We start from the raw sequence: 17,236 nt of genomic DNA on the forward strand, positions 1-17,236 counted from the left end.
TTTGATTAATATCAAAATGGAGGTTTTTTTATAACTAATTACTAAGGCTCATCACAACAGGTGGATGTCATTTCATAAAACGTATGCCATTTATATAAGCTAATTTCCGTTCCATTGCATGCCCCCAGGAAAGCGCCCAGTTAGAACGGAAATCAACCTCACGTTATGGTTGAGAAATCCTTGAAGAGGCTTAAATTGGTCATTTTTTATTATATTTCGGTAATCTTCTACCCTATCCACGAATAAAATTCCTAAAAAGGTGATAAAACATCACCTTTCGACTGCTCGCATCAATGATTTGGCGCATCTTGTTAAAAAAGCAGAGAATAGCTATAACTCTGTAAGATTTCTTTTTTTATCTAGTCAATAAATTTAAGGTGTGATACATTCGATAAAACTGAATTATCTAAAAATTTTATCGAAACCTGAAATTGGAGGTGTGAACTATACATGACCCCATCCTTCAACCCATTGAGGTAAATAAAACTTCAATGAGGGAATCAACACCAGCAATTTGTGAAAATGGCGAGCCAATCATTCGAATTGGAGAAGAACATTCAAGAATTTTTATTGAGCCAATGTACTATCATCAAAAAATACCAAATAGTTTACAAGCTTTTTATTTACGTCAAGGTGTATATGACCGATTAATAGAAGCGTTATTATTATTACCTGAAAATTTTAGTCTGATCTTATATGATGGCTATCGTCCATTCCAAGTGCAGCAATTTTTGTTTGCGAATTTTTCAAAGCAAATAGCCCAGCTTTTTCCCCATTTTTCTGAGCAAGAGGTTGTAAAAGAAACGCGTAAGTATGTTGCGTTTCCAAGCATTGATCAAGCTCATCTTGTTCCGCATTTAACAGGTGGAGCGATTGATCTAACACTAGGAGATTTAGAGGGGAATGCGTTAAATTTAGGTTCAGCATTTGATGAAATCAGTGAAAAGTCTGCAACACGCTATTTTGAACAACATCCAAAGGAAGATTGGGAAGCATGTGTTCATCGACGTCTTCTGTATAACTGTATGACCATGGTTGGGTTTACGAATTATTCAGAGGAATGGTGGCATTACGATCTTAACAATGTTTCATGGGCAAGACGTGTTGGTGCAAAAGAAGCTAGCTATGGAGCTGTGGAAGCAATGATCCAAGACAATAAAGTAAAGGAGTTTCGATTTCTATGAAGGTCTATATTAGTGCAGATATTGAAGGGATTACTGGTACAACAGCTTGGAGTGAGACGGAGCTAAACGCGCCAGATTATCAGTTTTTCCAAAAGCAAATGACAAGGGAAGTGGAAGCCGCTATAGAGGGGGCTATTCGTGGTGGAGCAACTGAAATATTACTAAAGGATGCCCATGATTCGGCACGTAATCTTGATATTTCTAATTTACCAGTAAATTGCAAGATTATACGAGGTTGGACGTATGACCCGATGTGTATGGTTGCAGGACTTGAAAAGAGCTTTGATCGCGCGATTTTTATTGGGTACCACAGTAAAGGGGGAAGTGCGCGTAATCCTTTGGCACATACGCTTTGTGTTTTTGCGGATGTAAAAATTAATGGGGAGTATGCGAGTGAATTTTTAATTAATACGTACGCGGCTGCTTTACATGGTGTTCCTGTTTCATTTGTTAGTGGAGATGTGGGGTTAACAGAGGAAATTCAATCAATCAATAATCATATCCTCACATTTGCTACAAAAGAAGGGATCGGAAATGCGACTATTAGTGTCAGCCCGCAGCTGACGATTAAAGAAACGAAACGACTTGTTGAGGACTCAATGAAAGTTCCTCGGGAAGATTTGAAAGTACCATTACCGGAGCGCTTTGTAGTGGAAATCATTTATCGTGATCATACGCGTGCATATCGAAACTCGTTCTATCCGAATGCTACGTTTAAACCACATAATACAGTGGAATTCGTAACGGATAATTTTTATGAGGTGCTTCGAATATTACAATTCTTAACATAAGCAACGTAAAGGTAGGTGAATGGATGAAAATAAAAAATATTATCGTAGGGAAAGTTAAAGCACCGCTTATAACACCGTTTAAAACAGCTTTAAGAACAGTGCACAGCATTCACAATATTGCCGTCTATGTTCACACTGATGATGGGCAAATAGGCATCGGTGAAGCTGCACCAACTGCAGCCATTACTGGTGAAACACTAGGGTCCATTTCGCACGCTATAGAGGAGTATATCAAGCCAGCCATTATCGGGATGGATATTGAAGAATTGACAGCAATTATGGAGCGAATAGACAGCAGTATTTATCAAAACACCAGTGCGAAAGCTGCCGTAGATATGGCGATTTATGATTTATTGGCGAAACACTATCATACACCGCTGTATAAATTACTAGGGGGCTACCGGAAAGAATTAATTACAGATATTACGATAAGTGTAAATGATTCTGAAGAAATGGTGAAGGACAGTATAGCTGCTGTTCAGCGAGGTTTTCAAATTTTAAAAATCAAGGTGGGGAAAGATCCAGAAGGTGATGTAAAGCGGGTTATTGCTATTCGTGATGCAGTTGGACACGCCATAACATTACGAGTGGACGCGAATCAGGGCTGGACACCGAAGCAGGCTGTACAAATTATTGGCGCACTTGAAGATGCAGGGACGAATGTTGAATTGGTTGAGCAGCCTGTTTATTGCCACGATCTAGTAGGAATGCAATTCGTGACGGCTAATACATTGACGAACATTTTGGCTGATGAAAGTGTTTTTTCTGCAAAAGATGCCTATACAATTATTGAAAAGCGAGCTGCCGATTTGATTAATATTAAGCTCATGAAAACGGGAGGCATATATCAAGCACAGAAAATTTGCCACATTGCGGAGGCAAACGACATACCATGCATGATTGGCTGTATGCTAGAGACAAAAATTAGCGTAAGTGCTGCTGCACATTTTGCCGCATCACAGAAAAATATCACGATGATAGATTTAGATGGACCTAGTTTATGTGTGAAAGATCCTATTGCCGGGGGTCCAATATTTGAAAATGATCGAATTAGGATGACGGATGCGGTTGGGGTAGGATTTTCAATGTAGCTTCATCAGTGGAAGTGTTTCACCCTCCACTGATGAACAAAACGGGCTTTTACGGGTAGTTAACCTCCCCACTTATATATCTTGAAGTGGGAGTCTTGTACTTGACGATTTCGCTTACGGTACATATAAATCGCTACCCGTTTATGCGAGATAAAAAGATTGCTAGGGGGATGCTTATGATGAAAAGGTATTGGTTGCTTTTCGCGTGTCTAGTTGTAATGCTTTGTGCAGCCTGTAGTGACGATTCTTCAAGTGAAAAAAAATCAGAGTATCGGGTTGTTTATTCTGGGGAAATAAAGACGCTAAATTACTTAAAGACCTCTGAAACGAATGAGTTTGCTGTAGCAGCGAACTTAGTGGATGGATTAATTGAGTATGATAAGTATGGTGTTGTGCAACCGGGCTTAGCGAAAGAATGGTCATCAAATGACGATGCTACTGTTTGGACGTTTAAGCTTCGTGACGATGCAAAATGGGTTACACATGACGGTAAAGAGTATGCGGATGTTGTTGCTCAAGATTTCGTAGATGGCTTGCATTATGTACTTGATGCAAAAAATGAATCATCGACAGCTTGGATTGCAACGGTCGTGAAAAATGGGGAGGCCTTCTATAACGGGGATATGACTGACTTTACGAAGGTAGGCATTAAGGCGATAGATAAGCAAACAGTGGAATATACTTTAGAAACGCCTACACCTTATTTCCTGTCTATGTTGAACTATGTCTGCTTCTTCCCAGTTAACGGTAAGTTTATAGAAGAAAAAGGTGATAGTTTTGGTACAACTCGTGAAAATTCCCTTTATAACGGATCGTTTATTTTAGATAAATTTGAACCGCAAAATGAGCGAGTACTTGTGAAAAATGATAAGTATTGGGATAAAGACAATGTACTGATTGATCGTATTCGCTATAAATACAATAAAGAAGCGGCTACAGTAGCACCAGAATTATTTTTACGAGGAGAAATCGATTCAGCGAGTATTCCAACTTCTATTATTGATGAGTGGTTTAAAGACGAAAAGAAAAAAACACAAATCCGTCAAACACAGAATAACTTCTATACGTACTTCTTTGCATTAAATTTTAATCCGCAGTTTGATGCAGAATACGAGCCTGAAAATTGGAAGAAAGCGGTCAATAATAAAGATTTCCGAAAATCATTGTTCCATGCGCTTGACCGCGAATCTGCGATGCTAACGTTAGAACCTTATAATCCAAAAGATTTACTGAGCAACACAATTACGCCTAAAAACTTTGTCAACGTAGAGGGAGTTGACTATACACAATTAGAACCATTAGCTAATCTAGCAAACGATGACTCCTTTAATAAAGAAAAGGCATTGGAATATAAAGAAAAAGCGAAAAAAGCGCTAGAAGGGAACGTAACTTTCCCAGTAAAAGTGTTAATGCCTTATAACTCTGGTAGTCCAGATTGGGCAAATCGTTCACAAGTCGTTGAACAGCAGATTGAAAAATTATTAGGTACTGATTATGTAGACGTTATTGTAGAGGCCGGACCATCAACAGGCTTTTTAGCAGAGGTTCGTAAACCTGGTAAATTTGCATTCCTTGAAGCTAACTGGGGTCCAGACTATGCTGATCCATCAACGTATACGGATCCATTCACTGCAGACGGTACTTATAATAAACCGGAGCTAGCTGAAGGTTATACAGAAGCAAACGGAAAAACAAAATATCAAAACTTAGTAGACGAAGCAAAAGCGACGATCGATACAGCAAAACGTTACGAGCTGTTTGCGAAAGCGGAAGCGTTCTTAATTGATGAGGCATTTGTCATTCCTTATTCAGTAGGAGGAAGTGGCTATGTTGCTTCTAAATTAAATCCATTCGAGGCTCAATACTCCCCATTTGGTGTGACTGCCGAGAAATTTAAAGGTCAGCGAGTTTTAGAAAAACCAATGAGTAACGAGGAGTTTAAAGAAGCTTTAGCGAAATGGGAGCAAGAAAGAGCGGATGCGTTAGCTAATGTGCCGAAATGATTGAAAATTCAATTATTTAAAAATTTATCCCGATAATTGTAAGTTGAATCAATCGATCATTAGGGTAGTTCATATTGGAAAAACATGATGGCTCTATTCAAGATAAATATTCAAAAGTAGTGAGTATTGATGAAGGAGATACCGAAATAGAAAAGTCGGGATCTCCTTTAGTCTTTCTGAAAAAGGAGGATGAAGTGATGCTGGGGTATATAGGTAAACGTTTATTACAATCAGTTTTAACACTGTTTATTATTATTACGATTGTTTTTTCATTACTTCGTTTAATGCCTGAAGAAGGTTATTTAGGCGCAGCAGCGGATAAAATGTCACCTGCTCAACAAGAGATCTATTTAACGAATTTAGGTTTACGGGACCCATTACTTGTACAATTGGGGAATTTTTACACGAATTTGTTTCAAGGTGATTTAGGTAAATCGGTTACATATCGGACAGATGTACCAGTCGTCACGATTATTGCAGATAAGATCATGTATTCCTTGCTATTCGGTTTAGGTGCGGTTGCACTCTCTCTTTTAGTAGGGGTTCCGCTCGGAATATTGATGGCCCAGATGAAGGGACGCTGGCTGGACCGTTTGGGTACTGGCTATATTGTCATTGTTGTTGCAGTGCCAGCCGCCGTTTATTATTTAGTCATTCAAATGTATATTACAGAATTTTTACATTTGCCAATGCTTTTTGATGAGTATCAGCCCATTACTTGGATATTACCTCTTACTTCAATGGCACTAGCGCCGACTGCTTCCTATGCGATGTGGATGCGACGTTATATGGTGGATGAACTAAACAAGGATTATATTAAGCTAGCGAAGGCGAAAGGTGTTAAAGAACGTACATTAATGTTTAAACATGTACTACGAAATGCCTTTATTCCGATGGCACAATATTTACCCGCAACTATTCTTTTTACGATTACAGGCTCTATCTACATTGAATCTTTATATTCCATTCCTGGAATGGGGGGCTTACTCGTAGATGCTATACAGCGACAAGATAATACGGTTGTACAGGGCTTAGTGCTTGTTTTCTCTTCACTTGGCATTATCGGACTCATTTTAGGGGATATCGCTATGGCCCTTGTAGATCCGCGGATTAAATTAGGGAAAGGGGAGAGTGTACGTTAATGGGAATGTATTCAGAAGAAATAAACAATATTTCTAACAAATCACGTGAAACATTGTTCGAGTTTGCGGAAGTAGATGACCGTCAAGCTGAAGAAACAGCCTACTCTAATTACTCTTATTGGCGTTCAACTTGGAAATCCTTTTTGAAAAACCGCACCGCTGTTTTTTTATTAGTTGGCGTGCTTATTATCGTAACCTTTACGATTTTACAGCCGTATTTACCAGCGCAGAAATCACCGACTGAAATATATCTTGATGAGCAAACAGGTCTCCAAGCACGTAATATTGCGCCAGGCACTGAATTTTGGTTTGGAACAAACTCCATTGGCCAGGATTTATGGTCACGTATTTGGGCAGGGACAAGGACCTCGCTATTTATTGGCTGTGTCGTTGCTTTAGTAGAGGCTATCGTAGGTATTACGATTGGTACGCTTTGGGGTTTTTCGCGTAAATTAGAGCTACCTATTACGCAGCTTTACAACGTCGTTGATAATATACCGACGACTATCGTACTTATTTTAATGTCCTATATTTTGCGACCGAGTATTTCAACCATCATCATTGCTATGTGTATTACCGGCTGGGTAGAAATGGCGAGGTTTATACGCAATCAAATTGTTATTTTACGAGATCGTGAATATAACTTAGCGTCAAAATGTTTAGGAACACCTGATTACCGAATTATTGTGAAAAATCTATTACCCTATCTTATTTCTGTCATTATGCTACGAATGAGTTTAGCTATTCCATTTGCAATAGGCTCGGAAGTTTTTTTAACATACATCGGATTAGGGCTACCGATTAGTGAGCCATCTTTAGGAAATTTAATCAATGAAGGCCGAGTGCTCATGATGTCTCCAGAATTAAGATATCAGCTCATTTTCCCAAGTATTGTATTAAGTATCATTACGATTGCATTTTATATTATAGGGGATTCATTTGCAGATGCAGCAGATCCGAAAAATCACGTATAAAGGGGGATGATGGAAGTGACACAAACTAATTCACCTATTTTAACCATTCAAAACCTTGTCATTAAATTTACACTTCGTGGCAGAGTGCTAATGGCTATTCGCAATATTTCCCTTGATTTATACAAAGGTGAAAGCCTTGCAATCGTTGGCGAATCAGGTTCAGGAAAATCCGTTCTCATGAAATCAATTATGGGCTTGCTCGATAAAAATGGCCACATTGATCAGGGGCAGATCCTCTACAATAATCAGGATTTAGCACAGTTTAGAACCGAGCGGGAGTGGCTAAGCATTCGTGGAAAAGAAGTGGCAATGGTGACACAGGATCCAATGACATCATTAAATCCGCTTAAAACGATCGGTAAGCAAATCGAGGAATGCGTTCATCTACATCAAAGCTTAAAGGGGAAAGCCGCATACGAAGAAACCTTAAAATTGTTAAAAGATGTAGGCATATATGATGTGGAAAAGCGCTATAAGCAATATCCTCACGAATTTTCCGGTGGTATGCGTCAACGAATCGTAATAGCGATTGCGCTAGCATGTAAGCCCAAAATATTAATTTGTGATGAACCAACAACTGCATTAGATGTAACAATCCAAGCACAAATTTTACAGCTGCTAAAAAATCTCCAACAAAAATATGGACTAACAACCGTTTATATAACCCATGATTTAGGCGTTGTCGCGAAAGTTGCCGACCGAATTGCAGTGATGTACGCAGGTGATATCGTTGAGGTGGGCAAGACGCATGAAATTTTCTTTAACGGCAAGCATCCTTATACTTGGGCGCTTATTTCTTCATTGCCGCAACTAGGCTCAAAAGGGCAGCAGCTTTATTCCATCAAGGGTACTCCACCGAATCTTTTTCAAGAAATTAAAGGAGATGCCTTTGCGCCTCGCAATCAATATGCGTTAAAGATTGATTTTGTGGAACGTCCTCCATTTTTTCAGGTGAGTGACACACATTATGCACGTACATGGCTATTGGATCCACTTGCTCCGAAAGTAGAGCCACCTGAAGCATTACAAGAATTTTTCGCAGAAGGGAGACGATACGCGCATGAGTCATAAAGACGTGTTAGTTGAGGTGAAAAATTTAAAGGTCGTTTTTGGTAAAGGCAAAAATAAATTTATAGCTATTGATGATGTCAGCTTCGATATTTTCAAAGGTGAAACGTTCGGTTTAGTAGGTGAATCAGGCTCAGGAAAAACAACAATCGGTCGAGCGATTATGCGGATCAATGAAGTCAGAGAAGGACAAATACTGTATCACGGTAAGAAGCTAAATGGCAAAATATCAAAAGAGTGGGATCGAGAAATTACACAGAAAATCCAAATGATTTTTCAAGATCCTATGGCATCGCTAAATGAACGAGCAAAGGTAGACTATATTATTTCCGAGGGACTTATTAATACAAAAAACATCAAAAATGAAGCCGATCGTCAACAGAAGGTACGCAATGCATTATTAAATGTTGGATTATTACCGGAGTTTTCTAGTCGTTTCCCACATGAATTTTCAGGAGGGCAGCGTCAGCGTATCGGAATTGCACGTGCACTAGTAATGGAGCCAGAGTTTATTATTGCAGACGAACCAATTTCAGCTTTAGATGTATCCATTCGTGCACAAGTATTAAATTTACTAGCAAACTTACAGCAGCAAAATGATTTAACCTATTTATTCATTGCGCATGATTTATCGGTAGTCCGATTTATTACAGACCGAACTGCAGTAATTTATAAAGGTAAAATTGTTGAGCTAGCAGAGACAGAAAAGCTGTTTACTAATCCAATTCATCCATATACAAGGGCATTATTATCGGCAGTACCTGAACCAAATCCTTATAAGGAGCGTGATAAAGTCGTAGAAATCTATGATCCGTCACAGCACCGCTATGACATTCAGCCACCGTCATTTTTCGAAATAGAGGAAGGTCATTTTGTATTGGCCAATGAAGAGGAATTGGAAAGATACCGTACTTCACTAAAGATGGAGGTAAGCAAATGATTCGTCCAAAGGCATTGAAAAAAGGTGACACTATTGGTTTGATAAGTGCTTCAGGTGCAACCCCACCAGAAAAATTTCTCCCCGCAGTTAAAAGTATTGAAAAACTAGGTTTTAAGGTAGTTGCTGGGGAAACGTGTCGGGCTAGGCATGGCTACTTAGCAGGCTCTGATGAGCTAAGAGCCTCTGAAGTTAATCAAATGTTTAGAGATCCAAATATTGATGGCATCTTCTGCATACGTGGAGGTTACGGAGCGACGAAAATTTTACCGTTTTTAGATTTCGATATGATCAAGGCAAACCCAAAAGTATTTGCTGGCTATAGCGATGTGACAGCATTACATATCGCTTTTAACCAAACATGTGGCTTTGTCACGTATCATACACCAATGCCATCTACAGAATTTATTCGGCTAGAGATGGATCCATATACATGGAATTCCTTTATCCAAAGTGTGACAGCAACAGAACGGACGGACTACTGCCTTGAAAATCCACCTGGACGTACAATGACAACGATTGTAGCTGGAAAAGCAACAGGACAGCTTATTGGTGGGAACTTAACATTAGTTACCGCATCTCTTGGAACTCCTTATGAAATTGATACAAAGGGCAAAATATTATTTTTAGAGGATGTAGACGAGAGTCAGCAACGTGTTGATCGGATGCTTACGCAGCTAAAATTAGCAGGCAAACTAGATGAGGTGGCAGGTATTTTACTAGGAGCTTGGACAAATTGTGGTCCTGAAAATCCAAAACATCCAGAGCATAGCCTATCCCTACAAACAATTTTCCAAGAAATTTTAGGTCCATTCCATAAACCCATCATTAAGGACATTACTTGTGGCCACATCTTACCAACGATGTCACTGCCACTAGGTCGTACGATCACAATGGATACGGAGAATCAGATGATAAAAGTGATAGAGTAGGTGAAATATGAAGCAAACGATAACAGAGATTCTTCAAAATGCTCCCTATAATGTGCATATGTTTGTGAAAGATTGTAAGACTGAGCAATTTTTCATTAGTGAAAAGCTAGAAGACACGTTTTCAAGTGCTAGCTTAATAAAGGTGCCTATACTGCTTGCTGTTCTGAACTATTTAGAAAGTAACAACCATTCTTTAGAGCAAGAGATTGAGATAGCGCCAGAAGAGTGGGTTGATTTTAGTGTTATTAGTGAGCAGCGTCTAGAGCAAAGTACCATCTATGAGCTTTTAGTATGGATGATTATTACGAGTGATAATACAGCAACAAATGTATTAATCGATTTTCTAGGGATGGATGCACTCAATCATTATTTTCGTCAAATAGGGCTTAAGCAGACAATCATTCAACGGAAGATGATGGATTTTGAAAAGCTTGCAAAAGGCTTTGATAATACAACGTCGGCAAGTGATATGGCACTACTATTTTCACGAATTTATCGTAAGGACTTGTTATCATCAGCATTTAATGAGCTAACAATCGATATTTTAAGTCGCCAACGAATACACGAATCATTAAGTCGTTATTTAGTAGATGATGTGAAACTTGCTCATAAAACAGGTGGTCTTGAAACGGTAGATCATGATGCAGGGATTGTGTACAGCAGATCGGGGGATTATCTCATAGGTGTTTTCGTAACAGAGGTTACGAATAATGATTATGCGAGGCAGCTAATCGGTCGTATTTTCAAAGTTGTTTACGAATACTTGGTGAAGCGGAAGGAGCGGATAGAATGAATGCCATTGTGACGTCCATGATCGCAAATTTACACGCAAAGCCAGATGAATCCTCAGAATTAGTGGATGAGGTACTATATGGGATGTCGGTAAAAATTATAGAAGACATAGATGAGAACTGGGCACGCATACAAACCGCTTGTCGCTATGAAGGCTATTGCCAAAAAGCTAACTTAATAGTTGATAAAACAAAAACAGATACTTGGCGACAAGAAGCAAACCATTTTATTAACCAAAGCTTCGCCGATGTTTTGCAGCAGCCTCGAATTCAAAGTGCGAAAATGATAACGCTCGTTAAAGGTTCAATCATCTGTTCGATTACTATTGACGGGTTAGATCCTGAATGGGCAGTAGTGCAATTAGTGTCGGGGGAGACTGGTTATGTACGTAGGCAATGGTTACAAGAAAAAATTCCAGAAAACAGCTTATCTGAGCAACAAATACGAGAAAATGTGGTCCAAACAGCGCTTAGCTATTTAACAGCACCCTATCGCTGGGGAGGGAAATCACCACTTGGTATTGATTGCTCAGGTTTATGTTCAATGGCGTATATGCTAAATGGTGTATATATATATCGCGATGCCAAAATTGTTGAAGGTTTTCCTATCAAGGAAATATCTTTAGGGAACATACAAAAGGGAGACTTAATATACTTCCCAGGTCATATGGCTTTATATATAGGGGAGCTTCTTTATGTACATTCCTCGCTAGGCGGGAATGAGGTTAATATTAATAGTCTTGACGAGCAGCATCAGCACTATCGGAGTGATTTGGCAAATTCTATTACTGCTATTGGGAGCTTATTTAAATAAAAGATTTAGAGAAGCTTGATTTGGCTTCTCTTTTTCAATTTTTGATAAGAATCGGGAAATTATTGATAGAGATAACCTATTTGCATTATGCTATAATGAATCAAAATTTGAATGATCGGAGGTTATGAATTGAATCTAGAGTTAAAAGAGGTACTACGTTCCGTTTTAAAAGAAGAATTGACGCCGGTTCATAAACGACTAGACAGAATTGACTATCGGTTAGACGGAATGGATCAACGATTAGACGGAATTGACCAACAACTAGATGTAATGAACAAACGTATTGACGACATTGAACAACGCTTAGATAAAATTGAAAATGATGTGCGTGAACTAAAGAGTGATGTGCATGAACTTAAAATTGGACAAGCAGAGCTTCAGAAAAATATTGTCGAACATTTAGGTGAGTTTACTGAAAAAATTGCTCAGCAAGTAGAAGATAGAACTTACGCTTTAAACAAGCGTGTTTTTGACATAGAAACTGTGATTTACAGATTAATAAGTTAATAATAATAGACTTTAAAAGAAAGAAAAAATCTCCATGACAAAAAAATTACATGGAGATTTATTATTAATATTTATAAATATTTAATTGCTGACCAGCCTCAAGTGTATCAGATCGAAGCTGATTCCATTGTTTGATGGACGTAACTTTAACATTATGAGCTTCTGCAATATGCATAAGCGAGTCACCATCAGCTACGGTAATTGTCTTTTTATCTTTGACAGGGCTGTCATACTGTTGTAAATCATACTTTGCTATTAGTGCATTCAGTTTTTCATTGTATCGTGAATCTGTTGCGTAGGAGCCTGTTAAAAACTTCGTAGCATCTGTGTAGGACTTCGCATTGCTTTTAAAAATGCCTGCATAGAAATTTTTGTCCCAAGAAACCCCATTACGCATTAATTTTACATAATCTTGTAAAGATGCCTCATAGGAAGGATATTTGCGGAATTGAGCCATCACCGTAGTCATATTACCTTTCCCGTCATCCTCAGATGTTTCAAATGTCACGGAGTTATTTTGATAACTACCTTTCATACCAAATAAATTATTATTTGGAGCAGATCCAAGACCACTTTGTCCATGCTCACTTTCTAAAACGGCTTGCGCAATGATAATCGATGCATACAAGTCATTTTCGGCACCGAGTTTCCGTGCAATTTCAGCAATTGAACCAATAAACTCTTCTACACTAGGACGATTATCTACAACTACAGGCTCTTCAGTTTCATGCGTATTGAAAAGTTGCGTCACCATAAAAAACGAAATACAAATAACAATAATAGTAATCATAAGTCCTTTGAAAAAATTAATTACGTATTTCATTGTTCATTGATGTTGATAGATTACAACATCTCCCTTCCTCCTTTCTTTTCAATAACGAGGTTCATATATTTCTAATTATTCCAGAGTCATTAATAGAAATAAAGTCATGTTTTGTTTTATAGAGTATATCATTCATAGAACGATAAAACCCTTCATTTAGTTCCTTAATTTCCAGCACTTTTTAGAAATGAAAGGAGATTGAATAGTAGTTATACGTACTCAAAAACAGTATACGATTTTCTATGAAAATTATGAGACAAATAGAGTAAAGCGTCAAGATGACTAACGTTTTGATATAAAACAAAAAATTAAGTTTGAAATGACTTTAGATAGTGAAATATATATAGGAACACGTTGTATCTTAAAAAAGTGTTAGTTCTAGACCTACTATGCTTAACGTATATGAAATGAAGAAGACTATAATAGTAGTTTATTTCTATATTAAAACATTAAGTAAATAGACAATGTGTGTTCTCAAAAAAATCAAGGAATTCTTGCAAAGTGGATTAGCTGATTGGAGTGAAGCTGGGCCCTAGGAAAGCGCCTAGTCGGAACGGAAATCAACTCCATCGTTGTAACAAGTGGGTCTACGTAGCAAATTTTTAATGGAGATTAAAATTGATGTAACAACTGAGGGTATTCGTTTAACAGGTAGTGACGCTGAAAAGGAGCTTATACAATGATAGCATTTGAAAATGTTACAAAAAAATATGCAAATGACCAAGTCGCAGTGAAAGCTATTCATTTAGAGATCAAAAAGGGAGGATTTTTTGTTCTTATTGGACCTAGTGGCTGTGGAAAAACAACATTATTAAAAATGATTAATCGTTTAATTCATTTAACAGAAGGAACTATTCGAATTAATGGTAAAAGAATAAGTGATTACAACATTCATGAATTACGATGGAATATCGGCTATGTCCTTCAACAAATTGCGCTTTTTCCTCATATGACGATTGAAGAAAATATAGCTGTTGTGCCTGAATTGAAAAAATGGAGTAAACCGCAAATCCAGCAACGAGTTCATGAGTTATTAGATATGGTTGGACTTGAACCAGATAAATATAGTCAGCGCAAACCAACAGAGCTTTCTGGTGGTGAGCAGCAAAGGGTCGGTGTTGTTCGTGCATTAGCAGCGGATCCCGAAATCATTTTAATGGATGAGCCTTTTAGTGCTTTAGATCCGATTAGCCGCACAAAATTACAGGATGATCTTCTTGAGCTTCAGCAAACAATACAAAAAACGATCGTCTTTGTTTCGCATGATATGCAAGAAGCCTTAAAACTAGGTGATCGAATATGCGTAATGAAGGATGGGGAGATTGTGCAGATTGGTACTCCACAAGAAATCATACAAAATCCTGTTAATGATTTTGTTCGAGAATTTATTGGGGTAGAAGAGTATGGGGAGAATACTTTCAATATCCAAAATGTAATTGAACCTATTGCAGTTGAGAATATTCAAAGAAATCAAGAGAACACCATTTCCTTCAATGATTCTTTACAGACCATTCTTCAGAAATTAGCTCATTATGAATGTTTGGGTGTAGAAGAAAAAGGGGAAATGATAGGTGTTGTCACAAGAGCATCCATGCTTCAATATTTAGCACAGGATTCCTTAGAAAGAGGTACTTTAAATGGCTAATTTTTTTGAGGTGTTGAGCGAACGAAAAGGCCAGCTATTGGCATCTTTATTAGAGCATATTCAAATTTCCTTCATTGCGCTATTCTTTGCCGTGTTGATTGCTATTCCTCTAGGGATCTATTTAACGAATAAAAAGAAAATAGCGGAGAGTATTATTGGTATTAGTGCAGTTTTACAAACGATTCCTTCATTAGCGTTATTAGGGTTATTGATTCCGTTGTTTGGCATCGGAAAGGTACCAGCAATTATTGCCTTAGTTGTTTATGCACTTCTTCCGATTTTACGTAATACGTTTACGGGGATTAACGAAGTAGATCCATCTTTAAAAGAGGCAGCGATGGCTATGGGGATGAATACGCGAAAGCGATTAGTGAAAGTAGAGTTGCCTCTTGCTATGCCGGTTATCATGGCAGGGATTAGAACAGCTATGGTATTAATCGTTGGAACAGCAACATTAGCAGCATTAATCGGAGCTGGAGGATTAGGAGATATTATTTTGCTTGGTATTGACAGAAATAATACAGCTCTAATTATTTTAGGGGCTGTTCCTGCCGCGATTTTAGCATTAGTGTTCGACTTCTTACTGAAAAAGCTAGAATCACTGTCGTTTAAAAAAACAATTTCAGCATTGAGTATGATTAGTGTTGTGGCATTAGTAATGATTGTCTTCCCACTACTAAACCTCAAAGAGAAAGAAGAGATTATCATTGCAGGGAAGCTTGGCGCTGAGCCAGAGATTCTAATTAATATGTATAAAATGCTAATCGAACATGAAACAGATTTAAAGGTGCAATTAAAACCTGGGCTTGGTAAGACTTCCTTTGTATTTAATGCTCTTAAATCTGGTAGCATTGATATCTATCCAGAATTTACTGGAACGGCAATTTCAGAGTTTTTAAAAGAGGAAGCTATCAATAATAATCAAGAGGATGTTTATCATCAGGCGCAAGAAGGAATGATGAATAAGTTTGATATGGTGATGCTTAGTCCGATGAAATATAACAATACGTATGCATTGGCAGTATCAAAGCAAATGGCTGAAACCTATCATTTGCAAACAATTTCTGACATTAAACCTATTCAAGAAAAGATAAAAGCCGGTTTCACATTGGAATTTAATGATCGAGAAGATGGTTATTTGGGCATTCAAAAAAATTATGGTATTTCACTTTCAAACATAACGACTATGGAGCCAAAGCTTAGATATCAGGCAATCGAATCAGGTAATATAGACTTATTAGATGCTTATTCAACGGATAGTGAAATACGTCAATATCATCTGAAAGTTTTGGAAGACGATCAGCAACTATTTCCACCTTATCAAGGAGCTCCATTACTAAGGAACGAAACGCTAGAGAAGTATCCTGAAATTGAAGCAGCTTTAAATAAGCTGGCAAATCAAATAACAGATGATGAGATGCGCGAAATGAATTATCGAGTAAATGTAGATGGCCAAAACATAGAAGACGTGGCACGTGAATATTTAATAAAAGCAGGACTGTTGTAAGACGAAATCACAAGTAGCTAGAAAAGAGATATACTTATCTTTTTTTTAGCTACTTTTTATTAGTTTTAGGCTGTTTTTGTAAAGATAGTGGCCAACCAAAATTATTGTCATAAGATTATGGAATATTTTGGATTATTAGAAAGGTCGAATGAAATAGTATAATTAAGCGTAATGTTACTAGTTTTGTAATAGGTGCCAAGTTTGATTAAAAAATTATGCTTGGACATTTAGAAGATACTGTCCGAGTAATGATCGAATACATAGAGAAAAGAGAATTGAAAGAATGCGTATGATTTTTTGGACTATTGTAACAAGCGGGCTAACTTTGGCAATGGTCGGGTATATGATCCATTTATTGAAAACAAGAAAAGAAAATTTAGATTTTCCTAATCACATTTTTGTAGTGAGTTCAGTATTAGTTATTAGTTTAAGTTTAACGATTGTTCAATTATATGATTGGACATTTAAATGGTCCGGCAATGCACCAATGATAGAGGGACCGTGTACGGTTAAACATGGCGGAGGAAGAACTCCGCAAACAGAGATCGTTTTTGAAGAAAAGACACTTTCAGCAAGTTTGTGGAATCGAGATGCAACTGTTGGAGAATATGCACATTGCATAGCAACATATATGCCGCTCACTGAGGAATTAATTGAAATCCACCTTGATACTAAAGAAAAAACTGAGGCTGTTTCTATAAGATTGTTGCTATTCAACTAGTTGAAGAAGTGATTATAAACTTTATTGGTCTGAGTTTAAGTTAAAAAACTTTAAAGCAAAAAAAGGTGGTTTAATGATGGGTGTATTATCCTTAATTACAGGGGTTGTTTGTATAGTTATTACGTTTCGTATTTACATACCGGAGATAATGAAAGCCGATTCTGTAAAGGAAAAGTGGATGGAGTTTTTTGATTTTGTTACAGATCCTTTCACAGGATCAAGTTTGTTTTATTTAGGTCTGCTACTAATGCTATATGGTTTAATAAGTATATAAAATTCAATTTGAATATTTTTTAACAGAGTTAA

Annotated in this window: 16 protein-coding genes; 15 read left to right on the top strand and 1 reads right to left on the bottom strand. The window is 37.5% G+C overall.

Annotated features, from left to right (window positions below; translation table 11 throughout):
* Positions 1-491 precede the first annotated feature (491 nt).
* From B1B04_RS04635 to B1B04_RS04690, 12 genes are all read left to right on the top strand, one after another.
* Positions 492-1,184, top strand: coding sequence for a M15 family metallopeptidase (locus tag B1B04_RS04635; protein WP_240518196.1), 693 nt, complete (start codon positions 492-494; stop codon positions 1,182-1,184).
* On the top strand, positions 1,181-1,975 hold the full coding sequence (locus tag B1B04_RS04640) for a M55 family metallopeptidase (RefSeq protein ID WP_079560146.1): 795 nt from the start codon (positions 1,181-1,183) through the stop codon (positions 1,973-1,975). The genes B1B04_RS04635 and B1B04_RS04640 overlap by 4 nt, the downstream gene beginning before the upstream one ends.
* 23 nt (positions 1,976-1,998) lie before the next feature.
* Positions 1,999-3,066, top strand: a complete 1,068-nt coding sequence (locus B1B04_RS04645; RefSeq protein WP_079560147.1) for a dipeptide epimerase — start codon at positions 1,999-2,001, stop codon at positions 3,064-3,066.
* Between the two features lie 179 nt (positions 3,067-3,245).
* Positions 3,246-5,069: a peptide ABC transporter substrate-binding protein gene (locus tag B1B04_RS04650; RefSeq protein ID WP_079560148.1), complete on the top strand. Its 1,824-nt coding sequence runs from the start codon at positions 3,246-3,248 to the stop codon at positions 5,067-5,069.
* A gap of 74 nt (positions 5,070-5,143) precedes the next feature.
* A complete protein-coding gene (locus B1B04_RS04655; protein ID WP_303048847.1) occupies positions 5,144-6,211 on the top strand; it encodes an ABC transporter permease in 1,068 nt (355 codons plus the stop codon).
* The gene (locus B1B04_RS04660) at positions 6,211-7,185 is read left to right on the top strand and encodes an ABC transporter permease (RefSeq protein WP_079560149.1); all 975 of its coding nucleotides are present in this window, start codon (positions 6,211-6,213) and stop codon (positions 7,183-7,185) included. The genes B1B04_RS04655 and B1B04_RS04660 overlap by 1 nt, the downstream gene beginning before the upstream one ends.
* A 15-nt stretch (positions 7,186-7,200) precedes the next feature.
* A complete protein-coding gene (locus B1B04_RS04665; protein WP_240518198.1) occupies positions 7,201-8,256 on the top strand; it encodes an ABC transporter ATP-binding protein in 1,056 nt (351 codons plus the stop codon).
* A complete protein-coding gene (locus tag B1B04_RS04670) occupies positions 8,246-9,193 on the top strand; it encodes an ATP-binding cassette domain-containing protein (protein WP_079560151.1) in 948 nt (315 codons plus the stop codon). The genes B1B04_RS04665 and B1B04_RS04670 overlap by 11 nt, the downstream gene beginning before the upstream one ends.
* The gene (locus B1B04_RS04675) at positions 9,190-10,122 is read left to right on the top strand and encodes a S66 peptidase family protein (protein WP_079560152.1); all 933 of its coding nucleotides are present in this window, start codon (positions 9,190-9,192) and stop codon (positions 10,120-10,122) included. Before B1B04_RS04670 ends, B1B04_RS04675 begins: the two co-directional genes overlap by 4 nt.
* 7 nt (positions 10,123-10,129) lie before the next feature.
* On the top strand, positions 10,130-10,915 hold the full coding sequence (locus B1B04_RS04680; RefSeq protein WP_079560153.1) for a serine hydrolase: 786 nt from the start codon (positions 10,130-10,132) through the stop codon (positions 10,913-10,915).
* Entirely contained in the window at positions 10,912-11,727 is an 816-nt protein-coding gene (locus tag B1B04_RS04685) for an SH3 domain-containing C40 family peptidase (RefSeq protein ID WP_079560154.1), read from the top strand. Before B1B04_RS04680 ends, B1B04_RS04685 begins: the two co-directional genes overlap by 4 nt.
* 129 nt (positions 11,728-11,856) lie before the next feature.
* Complete coding sequence (locus B1B04_RS04690; protein WP_079560155.1) at positions 11,857-12,234, top strand: hypothetical protein; 378 nt, start codon at positions 11,857-11,859, stop codon at positions 12,232-12,234.
* A 64-nt stretch (positions 12,235-12,298) separates the two neighbouring features.
* On the opposite strand, the gene B1B04_RS04695 is transcribed toward B1B04_RS04690, so the two are convergent.
* Positions 12,299-13,024 (bottom strand): glucosaminidase domain-containing protein, encoded by a 726-nt coding sequence (locus tag B1B04_RS04695; protein WP_240518199.1) that lies wholly within the window; start codon positions 13,022-13,024, stop codon positions 12,299-12,301.
* A 712-nt stretch (positions 13,025-13,736) separates the two neighbouring features.
* Here B1B04_RS04695 and B1B04_RS04700 point away from each other — a divergent pair.
* From B1B04_RS04700 to B1B04_RS04710, 3 genes are all read left to right on the top strand, one after another.
* Positions 13,737-14,702, top strand: coding sequence for an ABC transporter ATP-binding protein (locus B1B04_RS04700; protein WP_079560157.1), 966 nt, complete (start codon positions 13,737-13,739; stop codon positions 14,700-14,702).
* The gene (gene opuFB, locus B1B04_RS04705) at positions 14,695-16,209 is read left to right on the top strand and encodes an osmoprotectant update ABC transporter permease/substrate-binding subunit OpuFB (protein ID WP_079560158.1); all 1,515 of its coding nucleotides are present in this window, start codon (positions 14,695-14,697) and stop codon (positions 16,207-16,209) included. Before B1B04_RS04700 ends, opuFB begins: the two co-directional genes overlap by 8 nt.
* 283 nt (positions 16,210-16,492) lie before the next feature.
* Complete coding sequence (locus tag B1B04_RS04710) at positions 16,493-16,930, top strand: hypothetical protein (RefSeq protein WP_079560159.1); 438 nt, start codon at positions 16,493-16,495, stop codon at positions 16,928-16,930.
* The last annotated feature ends 306 nt before the right edge of the window (positions 16,931-17,236 follow it).

The organism is Lysinibacillus sp. KCTC 33748 (assembly GCF_002237755.1).
Classification (GTDB): domain Bacteria; phylum Bacillota; class Bacilli; order Bacillales_A; family Planococcaceae; genus Lysinibacillus.